The organism is Leifsonia sp. McL0627, from assembly GCF_058244615.1.
This window is the reverse complement of the sequence record NZ_JBZCGM010000002.1, coordinates 1,085,003-1,103,319: the sequence shown is the minus strand read 5'-3', so window position 1 is coordinate 1,103,319 and position 18,317 is coordinate 1,085,003. Positions and strand designations below refer to the sequence as shown.

Below are 18,317 nucleotides of genomic sequence, written 5' to 3'. Positions count from 1 at the left end.
GCCGGAATCGGCCTCCCGACCGGTCGCCGCACGCGACACTCGAGGTGTGAAGGTCATCGCCGTCTGCGTGCTGCTCGCCGCACTCGCTGTTGTGACAGCCGTGTCCGCGGCGACGTTCAGCGCGTTCGTCCCCGGGCAGAGCGCTCCGCTGGGGATCGCCACGGCCGCCACGTGGGTCCTGGCCGGCTGCGCGTTCCTGATCCTGCTGCGCATCCGGGGGCGCGCCGCGATCGTGCTCGTCGTCGCGGGCTCAGCTGCCATCGGTCTCGCCGCACTCGCGGGTCCGCCGAACCTCAGCACCGACTCCGCCCGGTACGCCTGGGATGGGATCGTCCAGAACGACGGCGTCTCCCCGTATGCGCACGTGCCGGCAGCGGACGCGCTCGCTCCATACCGGCAGGGCTGGCTCTTCCCGCAGCCGACCACCCGCCCGGATGGGATCGCGCACTGCACAGGAACGCGCATCCAGTCGGCGAGGACCGTCCCGGGCGGCGACCTGCTCTGCACGGCGCTCAACCGGCCGCAGGTCCCCACGATCTACCCACCGGTGGCCGAAGGGTTCTTCGCCGCGGTCCGCTCGGTCGTTCCTCCGTCAGCGCAGTACTGGCCCTTCCAGGTGGCCGGGCTCCTGGTGAGCCTGGCGACCACGACACTGCTGCTCGTCGGGATGCGACGACGCGGGCTGGATGCGCGGTGGGCTGCGCTCTGGGGCTGGAGTCCGTTCGTCGCGGCCGAAGCGGTGACGAACTCCCACGTCGACGCGCTCGGCGCCCTCCTCGTGGTCGCGGCGACCTTCGCCGCGACGCCGGCACTGTCCCTCTCCGGACGGCTCGGGCGAGGCAGGGCGATCCTCACCGGTGTCGCCATCGGCCTCGCCGCCGCGACCAAGTTCGTGCCTGCGCTCGCAGCCCCGCCGATCGCCCGTCGCCGACCATTCACGGTCACGATTGCCGCTGCCGTGACCTTCGCGGTCACCTACCTGCCGTACCTCGCCGTCACCGGATGGGCCGTGATCGGCTATCTGCCCGGCTACCTGGACGAGGAAGGGTACGACAGCGGGTCACGCTTCGCGCTCCTCTCGATGCTTCCGGGAGCAGCGGCGACGGCGGTGGCGCTGGTCCTGATCCTGGCCGTGCTCGCCGTCGCCTGGTGGCGGACCGACCCCCACGAGCCGTGGCACGCCCAGACCGTCTCGATCGGGCTCGTCCTGCTGATCGCGAGCCCCGCCTACCCCTGGTACGCCCTGGTGCTCATCCCGTTCATCGCCCTCAGCCGGCGGTGGGAGTGGCTGGCGGTTCCGCTGGCCCTCTCGGCCAGGGCGCTCCTTCCCGAGCCCTGGCAGGGCACGGCCCTGCTCGCGCTCGCTGCCGCGGCGACCATCGGCGCCACCGTCGTCCGACGACGGCGGAGACCGGCCGCCCTTCCGCCCACGATGCCATCCGCCGTTCGAGAGGAGACACCATGACCGCACCGACGATCGGAGTGATCGGAGGATCCGGCCTCTATCGGCTGTTCGACGACGATGACGACGCCAGCGAGACCGTCACGATCGACACCCCGTACGGCCCGCCGTCGGCTCCCATCCGGCTGGGGCTGCTCGGAGGCCGCAGAGTGGCCTTCCTGCCCCGGCACGGCGCTGACCACCGGTTCGCCCCCCACCTCGTGCCATACCGTGCCAACATCTGGGCCCTCGCCTCGCTCGGGGTCCGCAGCATCGTCGCATCCTCAGCCGTCGGCGGCCTCTCCGAGCGGGCCGTCCCCGGCGCCTTCGTGCTTCCCGACCAGCTCATCGACCGCACCGTCGGCCGCCCCGACACCTTCTACGACACCGGCGACGTCCAGCACCTGGCGGCGGCCGAGCCGTTCGACGTCGACCTGCACGCGCTCGCCCTCCGCGCGTTGACGGGCTTGGGAGAGACTGTGCTGCCGGACGGCACCACGGTGGTCATCCAGGGTCCGCGCTTCTCCACCAGGGCGGAGGCCGCCTGGTTCCGGATGGCCGGGGCCGACATCGTGAACATGACCCAGTATCCCGAGGCGATGCTGGCCGCCGAACTGAACATCGCGCTGGTCGCGCTGGCCTTCGTCACCGACACGGACGCTGGCACGGCGGCAGGCGACACGTCCGAGGCCGCGGATGCCGCCGTCGTCCTGGCGCGGATGGCCGAGGCCGGACCGCGCATCCGCGCGGCGACCGCCGCGATCGTCGCAGCGGTCCCGCACGACTTCCGGGGCCGACGCTCGATCCCGCCGCAGGCGGTGGACCGGGTGCTTGGCGCGGCGCCGCGGGTGCCGGCGACTGTGCCGGTGCCGGACAGGACTCCAGCGTGACGCACATTCTGGTGACCGGGGGCCTCGGCTTCATCGGCTCGCACATCGTCGAGGCCGCCGTCGCGCGCGGCTGGCGGGTGACGGTCGTCGATTCGCTGCGCCCCGACGTTCACGCGACCGCAGACATCCCGGACTGGTTCGCGGGGCTCCGCGGCGAGGTCGACCTGCTCGTCGGCGACGCGGCCGAGGCGGCGGCGCCCGTGCTCGGATCGGTCGAGCTGGTCTGCCACCAGGCGGCCAAGGTCGGACTCGGCGTGGACTTCTCCGACGCACCGGACTATATGGAATCGAACGCGGGCGTGACCGCTCGCCTGCTCGCAGCGATGACCAAGGCCGGGGTGGCGAAGCTGGTCCTCGCCTCGTCCATGGTGGTCTACGGCGAGGGCCTTTACCGGGACGGCTCCCGCACCGTCCAGCCGCCCGAGCGCACGATCGGCGATCTGCGAGCGGGCCGGTTCGACCCTCTCGACGCGTCGGGCACCCCGCTCTCCCCCGTGCTGATCAGGGAGACGGACGCCACCGACCCACGCAATGTCTACGCCGCCAGCAAGCTCGCCCAGGAGCACCTCGCCCGGTCGTGGGCCCGATCGACCGGCGGCCGAGCCGCGGCGCTGCGCTACCACAACGTGTTCGGCGCCAGAATGCCCAGCGGCACGCCGTACGCCGGAGTCGCCTCGCTGTTCCGTTCCCGGCTCGCGGAGGGCCTCGCGCCCCTGGTGTTCGAGGACGGGCGTCAGCGCCGTGACTTCGTCGACGCCCGGGATGTTGCCGAGGCCAATCTCGCCGCCTCCGCGTGGCTGGCGCACCAGGAGAACGGGAGGTTCCGGACCTTCAACGTCGGAAGCGGCCAGGTGCACACCATCGGAGACTTCGCGACGGCACTCTCCCGCGCGACGGGAGGACCGCATCCGGAAGTGACGGGTGCGTATCGGCTCGGGGACGTGCGCCACATCACGGCGACCTCGGAACGGGCCGCCGTCGAACTCGCGTGGCACGCGACAACGGACTGGCCCGGCGCCGTCCGCGACTTCGCGGCCGCAGCGGCACGCCAGCCGGTCGCGCCCGCCGGGCGTCAGAGCGCGAGCGTCAGATAGACCGTGTTCGGATCGAGCACATGCCGTCCGTACGGCTCGCACTCGACGAACCCGGCCTTCGCGTACAGCGCCCGCGCGGGCCGGAAGAAGTCCATGGTCCCGGTGTCCAGCGAGATGCGGGCGACATCGCGGCGGCGCGCATCCGCCAGCAGGTGGCCGAGCATCCTGGAGGCGACACCGGAGCCTCGGCTGGCGGGGGCGGTGCGCATGCTCTTCAGCTCCTCGTGTCCTGGCTCGATCGCGGCGAGCGCGCCGGTGCCGACGATGTCCTGCCCGTCGTACGCGACGAACAGTCGCACGGCCGGTTGCTGCAATCCGGACAGGTCGAGGGCGTGGCGGCTCTCCGCGGGGGCGGTGGGAGCGAGCTCGTCGAGGTAGGCCTCCAGGAACTCGGTGAGCCGCGGATCGGCGAAGTCCGCGCGGCGAAACTCGATCGTCATCCCCTCACCGTATCCGGAGCGGAGGGGCGCGTTCGGACTCTAGGATTCCGAGTAGTGGTCACGACGACGGGCATGCCGCCACCGTGGGAGCGCTGGGACGAAGGTGACTGGTGAGCGGGTTTTTCTCCTGGATCGCGGACTCGGGCGTCGTGCAGGGCGTGATCATCGGCGCCACGTTCGCCTTCCTGACCACCGTCCTGCTGCTGGATGCGGTGGCCAGGTCGAAGACGACGACCGTCAACGGCTGGAGCACGATCCGCGCGGTCGGCCAGCCCGGAAACGGGGTGTTGGTGCGCGCCGCGATGCAGAAGGCGCTTCCCGTCGTCAACTCGTTCGAAGAGGCCGCGTACTGGACCGCGGACAGAGACGACACGGGACGACGCCTCACCGGTGACCGCTCGTATCGGCTCCGCTTCCCGGCCGGGCAGCTCCCGCCCAACGAGGCTTTCTGGTCGCTCACGGCGACGGACACCGTCGGTTACCAGACCGGAACCGCGCCCGGCCAGTCGAGCATCGACAGCCGCACCCCTCTCACGACCAACGCCGACGGCTCCGTCGACATCGAGCTGAGCGCGCATCCATCGTCCGAGGTGCGCGGCAACCACGTCGCGACGCCCTCCGGCCGGTTCAAGCTCACCCTCCGCGCCTACCTGCCCGGAGCCTCCATCGTGACCGGCGACTACGAGGTGCCGCCGGTCGTGGAGGTGCGGTCGTGAACCGGTTGATCCTCAAATACGCGACGCCGGCGACGATCGTCATCCTGGCGATCTTCGCCTGGGTCGTCTACCGCCGGATCGCCGACGGAGGGCTGGACTCCATCGTCGTGCTCGCCGTGACCGCTCTGATCGTGTGGGTGATCGGGGCGTTCGTCTTCATCGTGTTCTGGCCGCGGATCACCGTGGGCGGGTTCAAGCGCATCATGCTGAAGCGCGGGCTGGGCGGCGGTCCGATCCCGCTGAACACGCTCTACGCCGTGCGGGAGAGCTCGTCGGAGTCCGCCTCCGCGGGCAGCGTTATCGCGACGGGCACCGACGGCGTCCTGTATTTCGGCGGCTGGCTCGATGTGAAGGCCGGACCCTCGGTGTTGCACGTGCCTGACCTGGACGGCCGGTATTACAGCCTGCAGTTCACCGACCGGGTCAGCGGCGCCAACTTCGCGTATGTCGGAAAGCGCACCACCGGGACCGCCTCGGGCGACTTCCTGCTGTGCGATGCCGGATGGGACGGCGCGACGCCGGTAGGCGCCACCCGGATCGAAATCCCGCACCACGCCGCGCTGCTCATCGGCCGGGTGTTCGTCGCCGACGAGACCGATCGCGGCACTGCCTACGCGCTGGCGGAGCAGTTTCGGCTCGCGCCCGCGGACGAGCGCAGCGGCCGGGTGTGAGCCCGGCCATCCTCAGACCGACGACCCGAAAGGCGCACATGAGCGACAACGCTTGGCCGGCCCTCCCGCTGGATTCCTGGACCGCGACCCGCGACACCCTCCACCTCTGGACCCAGGTGGTCGGGAAGATCCGGATGGGCCTCGCGGCCCCGATCAACCACTGGTGGCATGTCACGCTGCGCGTCGACGCGCGGGGCCTGACGACCGGGGCGATCCCGGTCGACACCAGGATGCTCGAGATCGCGTTCGATTTCATCGATCACGTCCTCGTCGTTCGCACCAGCGACGGGCGCACCGCCTCGTTCTCCCTTCTCGGCCTGTCGGTCGCGGAGTTCTTCGCCGAGGTCTTCAAGGCACTCCGCCAGGCCGGCGTCGAGGTCGCCATCCAGCACGCGGCGCCGAACGAAGTGGAGACCGCGATCCCGTTCGCCGACGACACGCTGCACGCGACATACGTGCCCGAGCAGGCGAACGCGTTCTGGCGTCAACTCATCCAGGCGGACCGCGTCCTGCACCGGTTCCGCTCCGAGTTCCTCGGCAAGGTCAGCCCCGTGCACTACTTCTGGGGTGCGATGGACCTCGCCGTCACCCGGTTCTCCGGCCGCATCGCTCCCCCGCACCCCGGCGGAGCGCCGAACTGCCCGGACAGCGTGATGCTCGAAGGCTACTCGCACGAACTCAGCAGCGCGGGCTTCTGGCCGGGCGGCGGTTCTGAGGGGGCGTTCTACTCCTACGCCTATCCCGCGCCGCGCGGTTACGCCTCGGCGGAGCTGCCGGAGGGCGCATCGTTCAGTGAGGAGTACGGGGAGTTCCTGCTGCCGTACGAGGTCGTCCGAACGTCTCCCGATCCCGACGCGACCGCGCTCGCGTTCCTCCGCGCCACCTACGACAGTGCCGCCCACCTCGGCGACTGGCCGGCAGGGCTGTCATCGCGGTCGGTTCTCCCGTCAGACGTGTGACACCGAGACCGGGGACACGGAGAGGAGCACACCGAACGTCTCAGGGCCGTGCCTCGGTTCCCGTCATATCTCGTCGATCGACGTCTCAATCGGGATGGCATCGTCGCCCAATTCATAGGCGGCCTCCCAGCCGGTGCGTTCCCAGACGGCGCGATGGGTAGCGATGCGTGCTGCGTGGTCCCGCCACGTCGTCGGCGCTCTGCTCCACGCCCGCTCCGCGGCAGAGCCGAGCCGGGGAAGGAGGAGGAAGGCGAGATCATCGAAGCTCTCGACCGTCTCGGCCCAGATCGCGGCCTCGACTCCCGCAATGGGAATGCCGTGACCGGTGACGAAGTCCTCCGGCATCCAGTCGTGCATCTGCTCGAGGGTCTTGGCCGGATATTCGGTGAAACCCAGGCGCTCGCGCCGGCGTTCTCCCCCGCGGCTGGCGGCGGGTTGCGCGTACGGACGATCGAGGTAGAGCACGTCGTTCGAGGAGATCAGCGCAGGGATACCCGCCGCCGCGATGAGTTCTCGATCGCCCGTCGCCCTGGCGAAAAGGTCGACCATCTCGTCAACGAAGTGATGGGCCTCCGGCGGGAGCTCTGCCTTCTTGGCGTCAGAATCGATATGGGTCTCGTCTCCGATCCACAACTGCACAATGTCCGTCTCGGAAAAAGCGTCGGCTCGCACCGCCTCTTGGAATGCGACGACACGTTTGCCGGCGGTATGTGCTGCCGCGATAGCGATGCCGACCGCGTCTGTGAACGCAGATGCCGGCATCCCGAACGCCTCATCGCCGCCGAGATGCACGAACGCGGCAGGTGAGGCGGCGGCGAACCCGCTCGCCTGCGCCTCGATGAAAGCGGCCGCCGGGGCAGCGGCCGGATCGAGATATCCGAGACGGGCGGCACGATCGTCGGCAGCCAGCTCAGGGTATGCCCGGATCGCGGCGGCCGAGTGTCCCGGTAGGTCAACCTCGTACACGATCGTCACGCCACGTGCGGCCGCGCGCTCGGCGAGGCGGGCGAGATCATCCGCAGCGAACGGCGCGCCTGCAGACGCCTCAACCAGTTCGGGATACGCGGCGGACGGGAGCCGCCACCCTTGCGAGTCGGTGAGGTGGAGATGCAGCACGTTGAGCTTGTAACGGGCGATCAGGTCGATCACACGCTCGATTTCTTCGGCCGTGAACGGATGGCGCACGACATCGAGCAGGAGCCCGCGCCAGGCGTACCGCGGCCCGTCCTCGATCCGGCATTCGGGTATCCGGGCATCCGGGCAGGCGAAAAGTTGCAGGAGACCGGCGACGCCGCGCAGTATCGCTCGGTCACCTGGCCCGGTGACGATGACACGGTCGGGGTGGATCTCGATTGTGTGCCGTTCGTCGTGGGCGATGCCGGACGCGTCGACACCCTCAGCGGGAGCGACCCCCGTCGGCGCCGGGCCGAGGCGGAGTTCGACGACGAGCTCCGGCCCAGTGGGACCACTCTGGCCCGCGGCAGCGAGCCCGGCGAGTTCGGACGCCAGCCACCCGCGCGCGTGGTCCAGCTCCGCCGCACCGACGATCCGTACGCGGCTTGGCTCAAAAGCCACATGGCCCTCGCCGAGCGTGACCGACTGCGGCCAGGGTACGAGCGGGAGGGTCATCGCACGACCTCGTTTTCACCGGCGCCCGCCAGGACTCCGACGTGCCGGCCGTACCAGCGCGCGCTGGACTTGACCGTCCGGGCGAAGGTGGCGCGGTCCACGGCGACGAGTCCGAAGGTGGGGTTCCACGAACCCCACTCGTAGTTGTCCAGAAGCGACCAGTGCAGATAGCCGCGCACGTCGACACCGTCGGCGATCGCCCTGTGCAGGCCGGCCAAGGCCTGCTCGGTGTATTCGATGCGCTCGTCGTCGCTGTCAGTCGCGATGCCGTTCTCGGTGACCAGGATCGGCACCCCGGGGATGCGGGCCGCCGTGTGCCGCACGGCGTCCTCCAGCGCCTGCGGGTAGAACTCCCAGCCGATCTTCGTACGACGGTCTTTCTCACCGGGAAGGTCGATACCGTGCGGTCCGACCCGCAGCCTGCTGTACGCCTGAACGCCGATGAAGTCGTCATCGCGGGCGACATCGAGATAGCGGTCCTCGACGGCGTACGAGATCGCTTCGACTCGTGCGGGGTCGGCGTCGAAACCCTGGACGTTCTGGTTCGCCACGGTCCATCCGGAGTTCACCCCGTGAACACCGCGGAGGATGTCCCTGCTCAGCTCGTGTGCGCGGATCAGGGCCGTAGTCACCGCCTCGTCTGGCGGGGGGAAGGTGGTGCCCGCGTTCTGCTTCCCCTGCTGCCTCATCGCGGTCATCAGAGCGACCATGTTGGGCTCGTTGATCGTGCACACCCGTTCGACGCCGTCGAGGATCGGGAGCACCTCGCGCACATAACGCGCAAAGTGGTCGAGGGCCAGATCGGACTTCCAGCCGCCCAGGGAGCGCAGCCAGGCCGGGTTGGTGAAGTGGTGCAAGGTGACCACAGGCGTGATGCCCCGGTCCGCGCATCCCTCGATCATGCGCCGATAGTGGGCCAACTCGGCCAGGGAGACGTGGTCCGGCGTAGGCATGATCCTGGCCCACTCGATGCTGAAGCGATAAGTGTTCAGCCCGAGGTCACGCACGATGTCGAGGTCCTCCTGCCAGCGGTGGTAGCTGTCGCAGGCATCCCCCGATCTGTCTTCGAGCCCCCACTCTCCGTTGCTCTCGGCGGTCCAGAAGTCGCTGAGGACGTTGTTGCCTTCGATCTGGTGCGCGGAGGTGGATGCTCCCCAGAGAAAGCCCCCGGGAAAGTGTGTGGAGTCTGACATGCTGTCCGTTCGAGTCGTCCCGATCATTTCAGGCCCACCGTCGCGAGTCCTTGCACGAAGTAGCGCTGAAGGAAGACGAAGAGCAGGAGGATCGGAGTGATGATGAGCACCGCTCCAGCGAGGAGGGTGCCGTAGTCGGTGGAGTACTGACCCGTCGAATAGAGCGAGAGTGCCACCGGCAGGGTGTACATCGACTGGGATTGGCTGGCCACGAGCGGCCATAGGAAGTTGTTCCACGAGCCGAGAAACGTGAGGATGCCAAGCGTTGCCAGGGCCGGTCCGCATAGCGGGAGCATGATCCTGGCGAAGATCCGCAGCTCAGACGCTCCGTCGATGCGGGCGGCCTCCAGCAGCGAATCCGGGATGTCGAGCATGAACTGCCGCATCAGGAACACACCGGCCGGCTGAGTCAGGAACGGCAGGATGAGCGCCCCGTAGGAGTTGAGCAGCCCCATCTTCGCCACGATCACAAAGAGCGGCACCAGCGTGACCACACCAGGGACCATGATTGTCATCAGCACCGTACCGAGCAGGATGCGTTTGCCGGCGAAGTCCATCTTGGCGAGCGCGTAACCCACCATGGAGCAGAACAGCAGATTGCCCAGGACGGTCACTATCGCGACGATCGCACTCGTAGTGAAGAACGTCCCGAAGTGCAGGTCGACGAACCACTTGGTGAAGTTGCCCATGGTCGGTGACTGCGGCCAGAAGGCTGGAGGGTCGGCCAGGATCTCGGACTGGGGTTTGACAGAACCCAGCACCATCCAGAGGAACGGGTACAGCCAGACGACAAGGCCGACGGTGAGCAGCGTGTAGGTCAAAACGCGGGTGCCGCTTCGAGCCGGGGTGCGACGACGGCGGGTGGTGGTGATGCTCATGTGCGGCTCCTCAATGCGCGGAACTGGATGAAACTCACGGCGGCGATCACGGCGAACATGATGTAGCTGGCGGCGGAGGCCTTCGCGAAGTCGCCGAAGCCGACGAGATTGAAGGTGTAGTACGTCATCGAGAGCGTCGACCCGAGCGGACCCCCGCGGGTCATCACGAAGGCCTCCTCGAAGAACTGGAGGTATCCGACAGAGATCAGCACACTGCCAAGCAGCATGGTCGGGCGCAGCAGCGGCAACGTGATGTTGAAGAACCGCCTGCCCGCTCCCGCGCCGTCCATGGTCGCTGCCTCCGTGACGTCGGCCGGGACGGATTGCAGACCAGCGAGGAAGATCACCATCAGGGTCCCCGTGTTGCGCCACACCGCCATCGCTATCAGTGAGGGCAGCGCCCAGTCAGGGCTGTTCAGCCAGTCCGGGCCGTGGATGCCGATGACGGCGAGTGCGGTGTTCACCAGGCCGTCAGGCGCGAGGATATAGCGCCACACCACCGAGACGCCGACGATGCTGGTCACGACAGGGGCGTAGAACGCGACGCGGTACAGCGGCTTGAGGCGACGGATCCCGGAGTTGAGCGCGACAGCCAGGAGGAGCCCGAGCGCCACCGTCAAAGGGATGCCCACGATGACAAAGGTTGTGGTCACCAGGGCGGCGCGCTGGAACTGCGGGTCGCTCAGTACAGCGACGTACTGGTCGAGGCCGACGAAATTCACTGCGAAAGGCGTCTGGATGTCCTGCGCCGACAGGTCGGTCAGGGAGAAGCCGAACGAACTCGCGATCGGCACGAGCATGAAGACGGTGAACACGATGAGGAAGGGCGCGGAGAACAGCCACGCGATCCACGTCTGTCTGCGGCGTTGAGCCGATCGCGCCCGCGGGGCACGCACGCCGGTCGACGTGCGTGCCTCACGGACGGTCACGGAGGTGACAGGGGACGTCACGGCTACTTCACTCCGATGCCATCGGCCTGCTGCTGCAGCGACTTCAGAGCGTCTTTGACGGGAACGCCGCCCTTGATGATCTGCTCGATGGCCGAATCGCCCACGGCTCCCACCTTGTCGAACGACACGTTCTGCGGAGGGGTCTTCGCCGTCGCGAGTTGCTTCCGGAAGGCGGTCAAGGTGGAGTCGCCCGCCAGCGGCTTCTCGTCCCAGGCGCTCTGAACCGACGGGAGATCCCCGCTGACGCCGTACCAGGCCGCTTGCGTTTTTGCCTTGCTGAGCCACTGCACGAGGCTCCAGGCCGAATCCGGGTTCTTTGCCTTCTTGAAAACGACCAGGTTCGCTCCACCGACGAACGATGTCGACGACTTCTCCGTCGGGAGGGTCGTCGTCGCGAACTTGGATGCGAAGTCTTTGCCAACTGTCGAGGTCAGGACCCCGCGCAGCCACGGACCGTCCACGACCATGGGCGTCGCTCCACTGATGAAGTCCTTGACCTCCGATGTCGGGTCGGTCGCGACGTTGGGATCTGCGATGCCCTTGGTGAAGTAGGACTTCAGGTAGGAGTACGCGTCGGCGAACTCCGGAGTGTCGAGAGTCCACTTGGTCTCTCCGGCATTCATAAGACCTCCGCCTTGCGACCAGGGCAGCCAGAGCGTGCTCTGGAACGAGCCCGACGTGCCTGCGGGAAGACGGATGCCCCATTTCGCGCCAGCCTTGGACTGGAGGTCGGAGCTCAGCTTTTGCAGGTCGTTCCAGGTCGTCGGCGGACTCGTCCAGCCCGCCCGCTGAGCGAGATCGGTGCGGTAGTAAAGCACGCGCACGTCGACGTACCATGGCACCTCGAGAAGGCTGCCCTTGATCGTTCCCGTGGCGATGGAGCCTTTGAACATGTCATCCGTCCGGATGGCGTCCGGAACGGAGGCGAACGCATCCGCGAAGCCGGGAAGGCCCGGCATCATCGCGACATCCGGAACATCGCCGGACGCGATGGCGGTCTGGAACTTTTGATAAGCCGAGTCCCACGGAATCGCCGTGACGTCCACCTTCACGCCCGGGTGGGCGTCCTCGTACGTCTTAACGAACTTCGGCAGCAATTCGCCTTCGTTGCCCATGGCCCACATGGTGATGGTGCCGCTGGGCTTCGCCGCGATGGTCGATGTGCTCGTGGGTTGGCTCTCCGTCACCGTGGATCGTCCGCAGCCCGTCATGGCTACGACGACCGCGGCTGCGACGGCGAGTGCCGCTGCTCCTCTGAATCTCATGCCTGTTCCTTCCTCATTGAAGCCTTCTGATGTCGAAATCGTCTATGCGCATAGAAATCTATGCGCATAACAATGAATTGTCCAATCGTTCGTCGGCTCGCTCCTCACCGAGCGGCGGCGCGCGTCAGCTACCGGGCCGGAGTCACTCGCAGCCGCAACTACGTCCGAGCACGAGGCGGGTGGCGAGGCGGACGGAGCGACTATCGCCGCTGAGGAGGCCGGGGTCGGCGAGAATACGGACCGCCAGTCGGCCCATCGTCACGAAGGGCTGTCTGATCGTCGTCAGGACGGGGTCAGCCAGGCGCGCTGCGATAATCCCGTCGAACCCCGTGACGGCGACATCATCGGGGACGACGAGGCCGCTTGCGGAGAGCGCATCCATCACGGCCAGGGCGGTCTGATCGTTCGCGCAGATCAAGGCGTCGGGCAGCATCCCTCGGGCGATGGCGTCGCGCAACGCGCCGAACCGATCGTCCGCCATCACATTCGACTCGAACGGCTCGGCCGGCGACGGCATCCCTCGGGCGGCGAGCGCGTCTCCGAACGCGTCGAACCGAGCCGCGATGTCCGGTGCCGTGAGTTCCCCGACGAACCCGAGCGTGCGGCTGCCGTGCACATCGACCATGTGGTCGACAACCTCGGTCATCGCGGCCGCGTTGTCGATCGTGATGTGGTGCAGCGAGTCGTTGGAGGGAGGCGTACTGAACACCACGACGGGAACCCCGCGCCCGACATGCTCGAGAAGGGCGCGCTCCGCCCCGCCGGGAAAGATGGCGAGACCGTCCACGCTCCCCGCCAGGTCGATGCTTCCGCGCAGGTCCTGACTGGTCCCTCCGCCGAGGAGAACCGAATAGCCGAGCCGCCGGGCTTCCAGCTCGAAGCCGCGCTGTATCTCGTGGACGTAGAGAGGGAAGCGACGCACGTCCCCCTCCCGCTCGAGTTCCTGCTCCACCAGGTCGCCGATCTCCTCGGGAGGGCTCTGCAGCTCAGAGGGCAGGAACATGTCGAACGTGTAGAGGCCGAGCGTCTGGAACGTGCCGTTCGCCAGGCCTCGCGCGCTGCCGCTGGGAACGTAGCCGATCTCTTGCGCAGCACGGAACACCAGCTCCCGCGTCTCCGAGCGGACGCGGTCCGGCTTGCGGAACGCGAAAGAGACGGTCGCTATCGAGACCCCCGCGCGTTCAGCGACGTCGTAGACCGTCGGCCTCTGCCCCACAGGAACCCCCTTCACACGTTCCCTGATCGTATCGTCCCCGAACACGCGCGCTCTACGCGCATAACACCGGCGCTACTCGATCCCTACCGATAGCTCGCGCCGCGTGCGAACGCCTCCAGCCCCGTCACCCGCAGCAGGTCGAGCTTCGCCGCGTCGTCGCTCCCCTGGGCGGCCGTGTACACGACGATCCGCAGGTCGCCGCCTGGAACACTGAGCACATCGCAGTCCACGGTGATCGGGCCGACCGCGGTGCCGGTGAGCGTCTTGCGACTGGCCCGGTGCTCGGCCACGCGCGCTGTCGCCCAGTGCTCCTCGAATGCCGGGGACTCGGCGCGGAGGCGGGCGATGAGGTGGCCGAGCGCCGGGTCGTCCGGGTAGCGTCCGGTGGCGGCACGCAGGTCGGCGACGAGATCGCTGGAGAATTCGCGGTCGTGCTCCTCGTCGAACAGGATGCCCGTCCGCTCGGTCATGAAGTGACGCCAGGCGAGGTTGCGTTCGATGCCGGCGCGCTCCGCGGGGTCGCCGGTCAGAGCCGCCCACAGCGGGTTCCAGCGGACGATGTCCCACACCGCCGTGAACACCGCGAGCGGAACGTCGCCGATCCGGTCGATGATGCGCTGCACTCCGGGCGTGATGTGGCGGGGAACCACGGCGGGCGACGGCGGCATCGCACCGGCGACGCGGTAGAGGTGGTCGCGCTCCTCGTCGGTGAGGCGGAGCGCCCGGGCGAGGGCTCCGAGCAGCTGCGGCGACGGGTTCGTCGCGCGCCCCTGCTCCAGCCGCACGATGTAGTCGACGCTGACGCCGGCCAGCGCGGAGAGCTCCTCGCGCCGGAGGCCGGGCGTACGCCGCCCAGGACCGGCCGGCAGCCCCACCTCGGCGGGGCTCACCCGTCCGCGCCACGACCGCAGCGCCTCCGCGAACTCGCTCATCCCGGCAGTGTATGCCGCGCGTCACGGAGCAGGGTGGTACTCCCGGTCCCCCCGAACGACGAGGCCTGGGGCGGCCATCGCCGCCGGGCGAGCATGGAGTCATGACAACGACACTCATCACCGGCGGCAATCGCAGCCTCGGGCTCGAGACCACCCGCCGACTCCACGACGCCGGCCACACCGTCTACGCCGGGATGCGCGACACGCGTGACGGCGACGCCGCTCTGGCGCTCGGCGCGATCCCCGTGGAACTGGACGTCACCGACCAGGCGAGCGTAAACGCCGCGCTCGCCTCCCTCCCTGCGCTCGACGTGCTGGTCAACAACGCCGGCATCCTGGGCTCCTCCATCACCGGCCTCGACACGCTCGACGCGGAGTCCATGCTGCAGACCCTCGACACGAACGTGCTCGGCATCGTCCGCGTCACCCAGGCGGCCCTGCCCCTGCTGCGCACCTCCGAGCATCCCGTCATCGTCAACGTCGCCTCCGGCGTCGGCTGGCCGCGCTTCCTCACCACGGAAGGACGCGACGAGCAGCCCATCCTCGGCATCCCGTATGCGGCGTCGAAGGCCGCGGTGATCGCACTCACCGTGCAGTACGCGAAGAACCTGCCCGCGTTCCGGGTGAACGCGAGCGACCCCGGATACACGGCGACCGACTTCAACAGGCATTCCGGCCACCAGACCGTCACCGAGGGCACCGACGCGACCGTGCGGCTCGCCACGCTCGGCGACGACGGCCCCACCGGCGAGTTCTGGGACCGGACGGGGCGCATCCCGTTCTGAGGGGCGAGGACTCTCCCGTTCGCTACTTGCCCACGCCGCCCGCGAGGCCGCGCACGAAGTAGCGCTGACACACGAAGAACAGGATCACCATCGGCAGGGCCGCCATCACCATTCCGGCGAAGACGATCGGGTACTGCGTCCCGTTCTTCGACATCATGTCGGCGAGGCCGACGGGCAGTGTCTGCACGCCGGTTCCACTCGTGAAGATCATCGCGAACAGGTATTCGTTCCAGTTCTGCAGCACGTTCAGCACGATCGTGGTGGCGACGATCGGCATGCTCATCGGCAGGATGATCCGCCAGAACGTCGCCGCTCGCGACGCGCCGTCGATCGCGGCGGCCTCGTCGACCTCACGGGGCAGATCAAGCATGTACGCGCGCATCAGGAACACGGTGAACGGGATCCGGAACGCCGTGTAGAGGATCAGAAGCCCGAAGAACGAGTCGTAGAGCCCCCACGCCTGGAACAGCTTCACCAGCGGGATGAGAGCGACGGTCGGCGCGAGCATCAGCCCGGCGAGCACAATGATCGTGAAGGTGCGGTTCAGCGGGATGTTCACCCGCGCCAGGCCGTAGGCGGCCCAGGCGCTGATCAGTTCGGTGATGAGCGTCGCCAGCACCGTCAGCGACACACTCGTGAGCACGAAGTCCCCGACACCCTGGTTCCACGCTTTGCCGAAGTTCTGCCACAGCCACTGCGTCGGCAGCGCGAACGGGTTGCCGAACAGTTCCGCGTTGGTCTTCAGCGCGTTCGTCACCATCCAGAGCAGCGGGTACAGCACGAGCACCGCGAGCCCCAGCAGGAGCGCCCACATCGCGACGACGCGGACGCCGCGGCCCAACCGGGCGATGGCTACCATTCCACTCTCCTTCTGCGCGAGTATGCGAGCTGTGCTGCAGCCAGCAGCAGGGTGATGACGAAGATCGCGACGCCGATCGCCGCGGCCGAACCGAAGTCGTTGGTGACGAACCCTGCGTGGTACAGCCACGTGCCGAGCACTTGGCTGGAGTTGTTCGGTCCGCCGCTCGTCATCACCATGACCTCGTTGAACACCTGGAATGCTCCGGAGATCGTGACGATCATCATCAGCCCGGTCATCTCTCGAACCAGCGGAAGCGAGACCTGGAAGAACCGGCGCACGGGACCGACGCCGTCGAGGTTCGCCGCCTCGTACAACTCGGTCGGGATGCGCTGCAGAGCCACGGAGAAGAGCAGCACGCTGTAGCCGAACCCCTGCCACTGGCTCATCGCGATGATCGCGAAGATCGCCGTGCCCTCGTGTCCGAGCCACGCCTGCGAGAACTCGCCGAGGCCGAGGTTGTCGAGGAAGACGTTCAGCATCCCGGTCTGCGGCTGGTAGATGAAATAGAAGAGCAGACCGGCGACCGTCAGCGAGATCGCCGACGGGATGAAGTAGATCGCCCGGAAGGCCTTGCGCCAGCGTTCACTGCGCACGCTCTCCACGATGGCGGCGAGCACCAGGGCTCCGAACACCTGGAAGACGATCGAGAGCCCCGCGTACCATCCGTTGTTTCCGAGCGCCCGCCAGAAGATCGGGTCCTGCGCCAGGTTGGTGTAGTTGTCCACGCCGACGAAGGTCTGGTCGCCGCTGTAGATGTTCCACTTCAGGAAACTGAAGAGGACGTTCTGGAGGAGCGGCCAGTACACGAAGACCGCGAGCACGGCGAGCGCGGGCACCAGCCAGATCAGGCCGCGCCATTGACCGGCGCCTCGCCGGGATGCTCGAGGCGCGGCGTTCCGTGGCGCCGGGTCCGTGCGGGCGCGCTCGATGCGCGCCCGCACGGGGGCATGGGGTGCCTGGGTCGTGGTCATTTCGCCTTCTCGGACGCCTGACGCACGCTCTTCAGCGCATCCTCCGGGCTGAGGCTGCCCGAGACCAGGCCCTCCGAGGCGGAGACCCAGGCGTCGCCGACCGTCGGCACGTTCGCCATGTCGAGCCAGACGACAGTCGACTTCGCGTCGTTGACGAGTTTCGTGCCCTCGGCGACGGCGGGGGTGGTGATCTTCTCGGTGACGACGCCCTTCACTGCACTCGGCTGACCGTATGGCGGCGCCGAGAGGGTCGTAGCGTTCTTCTCGTTCGTGACGAACTTCAGGAAGTCCAGTGCGAGCGCGGCGCTCTTGCTCTTCTTGTTGATCATGTATCCTTCCGGCGCCGCCTCCAGGGCCGAGGTGTCACCCTTCGCTCCGGCCGCGGCGGGCAGCGGGAAGATGCCGAACCCGTCCTTGCTGAGCTGACTGTCCTTGGTGTTCACCGAGTCGAACTCGATGAGCTCCTGGTAATACATCGCCGCCTTGCCCGTCGCCTGCTGCTGTTGCGCCGTCGTGTATGTCACGCCGTTGGAGTTCGACCCATCGCCGGTGCAGGAGTTCACGACCTGCGTGAACTGCTTCATGCCCTCCACATACCCGACGTCGGTGTACTTCGCCGTCGACGGGAGCAGGTCGGCCTGGCGGGCCTTCTCCGGCACGTCGTAGGCGAAGAGCTGGCCGAGATAGTGCAGTCCTGGCCAGCCGTCTTTATTGCCGAAGGCGATGGGGGTGTATCCGGCGGCCTTGATGGTCGAGCAGTCCGAGATGAGCTGTTCGAGGCTCGTCGGGACCGTGAGCCCGAGGTCCGAGAAGATCTTCTTGTTGTAGCCCATGAACTTGCCGTCGACGTATTGCGGGATGCCGTAGTACTTGCCGTCGTACTTGAAGGCGTTCAGCGAGCCCTCGCCGAAGGTGTCGCCCCAGGCTGTGCCGGGGGCGATGACCGAGCTGAGGTCGGCCGCAAGCCCGTTCGCCGCGAAGTTCTCTCCCCAGTTGCCGGCGTAGCTGAAGTAGATGTCGGGCAGCGACTGCGACCCGATCAGGACCTTCTCCTTGTCTTTGATCGCGTTGTCGTCTGTCTCCTGCGCCAGCGTGATCTTCACGTCCGGGTGCAGCTTCTTGTAGTCCGCGATGACCGTATCGAAATACGAGCCGAGCGGGTCGCCTGCTGCCGCGGTGAGGATGCTGAGGCTTCCGGAGTAGTCCGGTTTGGCCGCGATGTCGGCGGAGCCGCCTCCGCCGCCGGACGAGCACGCGGTCAACGCGAGTGCGAGCACGCCCGCCGCCGCTGCAGTGATGGTCCTGATCTTCTTCACGCTGAACTCCCGTCGTCCGGGTGCGGTCGGGGGTCCGCCTAACCCGTCATTGGATCGCTTGGTTGCGATGACTATACGCGAAAGTGGTACCGGTATCAACACTGGCCAA

The 18,317-nt window shown here is 67.7% G+C and carries 18 protein-coding genes; 7 read left to right on the top strand and 11 right to left on the bottom strand.

The window, feature by feature from the left end:
* Positions 1–46 precede the first annotated feature (46 nt).
* From AC37TH_RS05885 to AC37TH_RS05875, 3 genes are read left to right on the top strand one after another with little or no spacing between them, the layout of a single operon-like run.
* On the top strand, positions 47–1,465 hold the full coding sequence (locus AC37TH_RS05885; protein WP_490763404.1) for a glycosyltransferase 87 family protein: 1,419 nt from the start codon (positions 47–49) through the stop codon (positions 1,463–1,465).
* On the top strand, positions 1,462–2,331 hold the full coding sequence (locus AC37TH_RS05880) for an MTAP family purine nucleoside phosphorylase (protein WP_490763403.1): 870 nt from the start codon (positions 1,462–1,464) through the stop codon (positions 2,329–2,331). The genes AC37TH_RS05885 and AC37TH_RS05880 overlap by 4 nt, the downstream gene beginning before the upstream one ends.
* Complete coding sequence (locus AC37TH_RS05875; RefSeq protein ID WP_490763402.1) at positions 2,328–3,425, top strand: NAD-dependent epimerase/dehydratase family protein; 1,098 nt, start codon at positions 2,328–2,330, stop codon at positions 3,423–3,425. Before AC37TH_RS05880 ends, AC37TH_RS05875 begins: the two co-directional genes overlap by 4 nt.
* On the opposite strand, the gene AC37TH_RS05870 is transcribed toward AC37TH_RS05875, so the two are convergent.
* Entirely contained in the window at positions 3,404–3,865 is a 462-nt protein-coding gene (locus AC37TH_RS05870; protein ID WP_490763401.1) for a GNAT family N-acetyltransferase, read from the bottom strand. The two genes, AC37TH_RS05875 and AC37TH_RS05870, sit on opposite strands and share 22 nt — an antisense overlap.
* A gap of 110 nt (positions 3,866–3,975) precedes the next feature.
* Here AC37TH_RS05870 and AC37TH_RS05865 point away from each other — a divergent pair, with 110 nt between their 5' ends.
* Genes AC37TH_RS05865 through AC37TH_RS05855 form a run of 3 tightly spaced genes read left to right on the top strand, consistent with a single transcriptional unit; the run spans position 3,976 to position 6,211 of the window.
* On the top strand, positions 3,976–4,581 hold the full coding sequence (locus AC37TH_RS05865; protein ID WP_490763400.1) for a DUF1214 domain-containing protein: 606 nt from the start codon (positions 3,976–3,978) through the stop codon (positions 4,579–4,581).
* The gene (locus AC37TH_RS05860; protein WP_490763399.1) at positions 4,578–5,252 is read left to right on the top strand and encodes a DUF1254 domain-containing protein; all 675 of its coding nucleotides are present in this window, start codon (positions 4,578–4,580) and stop codon (positions 5,250–5,252) included. Before AC37TH_RS05865 ends, AC37TH_RS05860 begins: the two co-directional genes overlap by 4 nt.
* A gap of 38 nt (positions 5,253–5,290) precedes the next feature.
* Positions 5,291–6,211, top strand: coding sequence for a DUF5996 family protein (locus AC37TH_RS05855; RefSeq protein ID WP_490763398.1), 921 nt, complete (start codon positions 5,291–5,293; stop codon positions 6,209–6,211).
* A 63-nt stretch (positions 6,212–6,274) separates the two neighbouring features.
* Here AC37TH_RS05855 and AC37TH_RS05850 read toward each other — a convergent pair whose 3' ends face one another.
* From AC37TH_RS05850 to AC37TH_RS05820, 7 genes are all read right to left on the bottom strand, one after another.
* Positions 6,275–7,840, bottom strand: a complete 1,566-nt coding sequence (locus AC37TH_RS05850) for a family 20 glycosylhydrolase (protein WP_490763397.1) — start codon at positions 7,838–7,840, stop codon at positions 6,275–6,277.
* Positions 7,837–9,033 carry a glycoside hydrolase family 1 protein gene (locus AC37TH_RS05845; RefSeq protein WP_490763396.1) on the bottom strand — a complete coding sequence of 399 codons (1,197 nt, stop codon included), beginning with the start codon at positions 9,031–9,033 and terminating at the stop codon, positions 7,837–7,839. The genes AC37TH_RS05850 and AC37TH_RS05845 overlap by 4 nt, the downstream gene beginning before the upstream one ends.
* Positions 9,034–9,056: 23 nt before the next feature.
* Entirely contained in the window at positions 9,057–9,911 is an 855-nt protein-coding gene (locus AC37TH_RS05840) for a carbohydrate ABC transporter permease (protein ID WP_490763395.1), read from the bottom strand.
* The gene (locus tag AC37TH_RS05835; protein WP_490763394.1) at positions 9,908–10,861 is read right to left on the bottom strand and encodes a carbohydrate ABC transporter permease; all 954 of its coding nucleotides are present in this window, start codon (positions 10,859–10,861) and stop codon (positions 9,908–9,910) included. The genes AC37TH_RS05840 and AC37TH_RS05835 overlap by 4 nt, the downstream gene beginning before the upstream one ends.
* Positions 10,862–10,863: 2 nt before the next feature.
* Entirely contained in the window at positions 10,864–12,126 is a 1,263-nt protein-coding gene (locus tag AC37TH_RS05830) for an extracellular solute-binding protein (protein ID WP_490763393.1), read from the bottom strand.
* Positions 12,127–12,268: 142 nt separating this feature from the next.
* Positions 12,269–13,342, bottom strand: a complete 1,074-nt coding sequence (locus AC37TH_RS05825) for a LacI family DNA-binding transcriptional regulator (RefSeq protein ID WP_490763392.1) — start codon at positions 13,340–13,342, stop codon at positions 12,269–12,271.
* An 83-nt stretch (positions 13,343–13,425) separates the two neighbouring features.
* Entirely contained in the window at positions 13,426–14,274 is an 849-nt protein-coding gene (locus AC37TH_RS05820) for a helix-turn-helix transcriptional regulator (protein ID WP_490763391.1), read from the bottom strand.
* 101 nt (positions 14,275–14,375) lie between these two features.
* Here AC37TH_RS05820 and AC37TH_RS05815 point away from each other — a divergent pair, with 101 nt between their 5' ends.
* Complete coding sequence (locus tag AC37TH_RS05815; RefSeq protein WP_490763390.1) at positions 14,376–15,059, top strand: SDR family NAD(P)-dependent oxidoreductase; 684 nt, start codon at positions 14,376–14,378, stop codon at positions 15,057–15,059.
* 22 nt (positions 15,060–15,081) lie between these two features.
* On the opposite strand, the gene AC37TH_RS05810 is transcribed toward AC37TH_RS05815, so the two are convergent.
* Genes AC37TH_RS05810 through AC37TH_RS05800 form a run of 3 tightly spaced genes read right to left on the bottom strand, consistent with a single transcriptional unit; the run spans position 15,082 to position 18,208 of the window.
* Positions 15,082–15,918, bottom strand: a complete 837-nt coding sequence (locus AC37TH_RS05810; RefSeq protein WP_490763389.1) for a carbohydrate ABC transporter permease — start codon at positions 15,916–15,918, stop codon at positions 15,082–15,084.
* On the bottom strand, positions 15,912–16,892 hold the full coding sequence (locus AC37TH_RS05805) for a carbohydrate ABC transporter permease (RefSeq protein ID WP_490763388.1): 981 nt from the start codon (positions 16,890–16,892) through the stop codon (positions 15,912–15,914). Before AC37TH_RS05805 ends, AC37TH_RS05810 begins: the two co-directional genes overlap by 7 nt.
* Positions 16,889–18,208: an ABC transporter substrate-binding protein gene (locus AC37TH_RS05800; RefSeq protein ID WP_490763387.1), complete on the bottom strand. Its 1,320-nt coding sequence runs from the start codon at positions 18,206–18,208 to the stop codon at positions 16,889–16,891. Before AC37TH_RS05800 ends, AC37TH_RS05805 begins: the two co-directional genes overlap by 4 nt.
* Positions 18,209–18,317: the final 109 nt, after the last annotated feature.

Coding starts and splice junctions, on each gene's coding strand:
- AC37TH_RS05850 (WP_490763397.1), bottom strand. CDS start 7,840: ATGACCCTCCCGCTCGTACCCTGGCCGCAGTCGGTCACGCTCGGCGAG.
- AC37TH_RS05870 (WP_490763401.1), bottom strand. CDS start 3,865: ATGACGATCGAGTTTCGCCGCGCGGACTTCGCCGATCCGCGGCTCACC.
- AC37TH_RS05880 (WP_490763403.1), top strand. CDS start 1,462: ATGACCGCACCGACGATCGGAGTGATCGGAGGATCCGGCCTCTATCGG.
- AC37TH_RS05855 (WP_490763398.1), top strand. CDS start 5,291: ATGAGCGACAACGCTTGGCCGGCCCTCCCGCTGGATTCCTGGACCGCG.
- AC37TH_RS05830 (WP_490763393.1), bottom strand. CDS start 12,126: ATGAGATTCAGAGGAGCAGCGGCACTCGCCGTCGCAGCCGCGGTCGTC.
- AC37TH_RS05815 (WP_490763390.1), top strand. CDS start 14,376: ATGACAACGACACTCATCACCGGCGGCAATCGCAGCCTCGGGCTCGAG.
- AC37TH_RS05840 (WP_490763395.1), bottom strand. CDS start 9,911: ATGAGCATCACCACCACCCGCCGTCGTCGCACCCCGGCTCGAAGCGGC.
- AC37TH_RS05805 (WP_490763388.1), bottom strand. CDS start 16,892: ATGACCACGACCCAGGCACCCCATGCCCCCGTGCGGGCGCGCATCGAG.
- AC37TH_RS05810 (WP_490763389.1), bottom strand. CDS start 15,918: ATGGTAGCCATCGCCCGGTTGGGCCGCGGCGTCCGCGTCGTCGCGATG.
- AC37TH_RS05820 (WP_490763391.1), bottom strand. CDS start 14,274: ATGAGCGAGTTCGCGGAGGCGCTGCGGTCGTGGCGCGGACGGGTGAGC.
- AC37TH_RS05845 (WP_490763396.1), bottom strand. CDS start 9,033: ATGTCAGACTCCACACACTTTCCCGGGGGCTTTCTCTGGGGAGCATCC.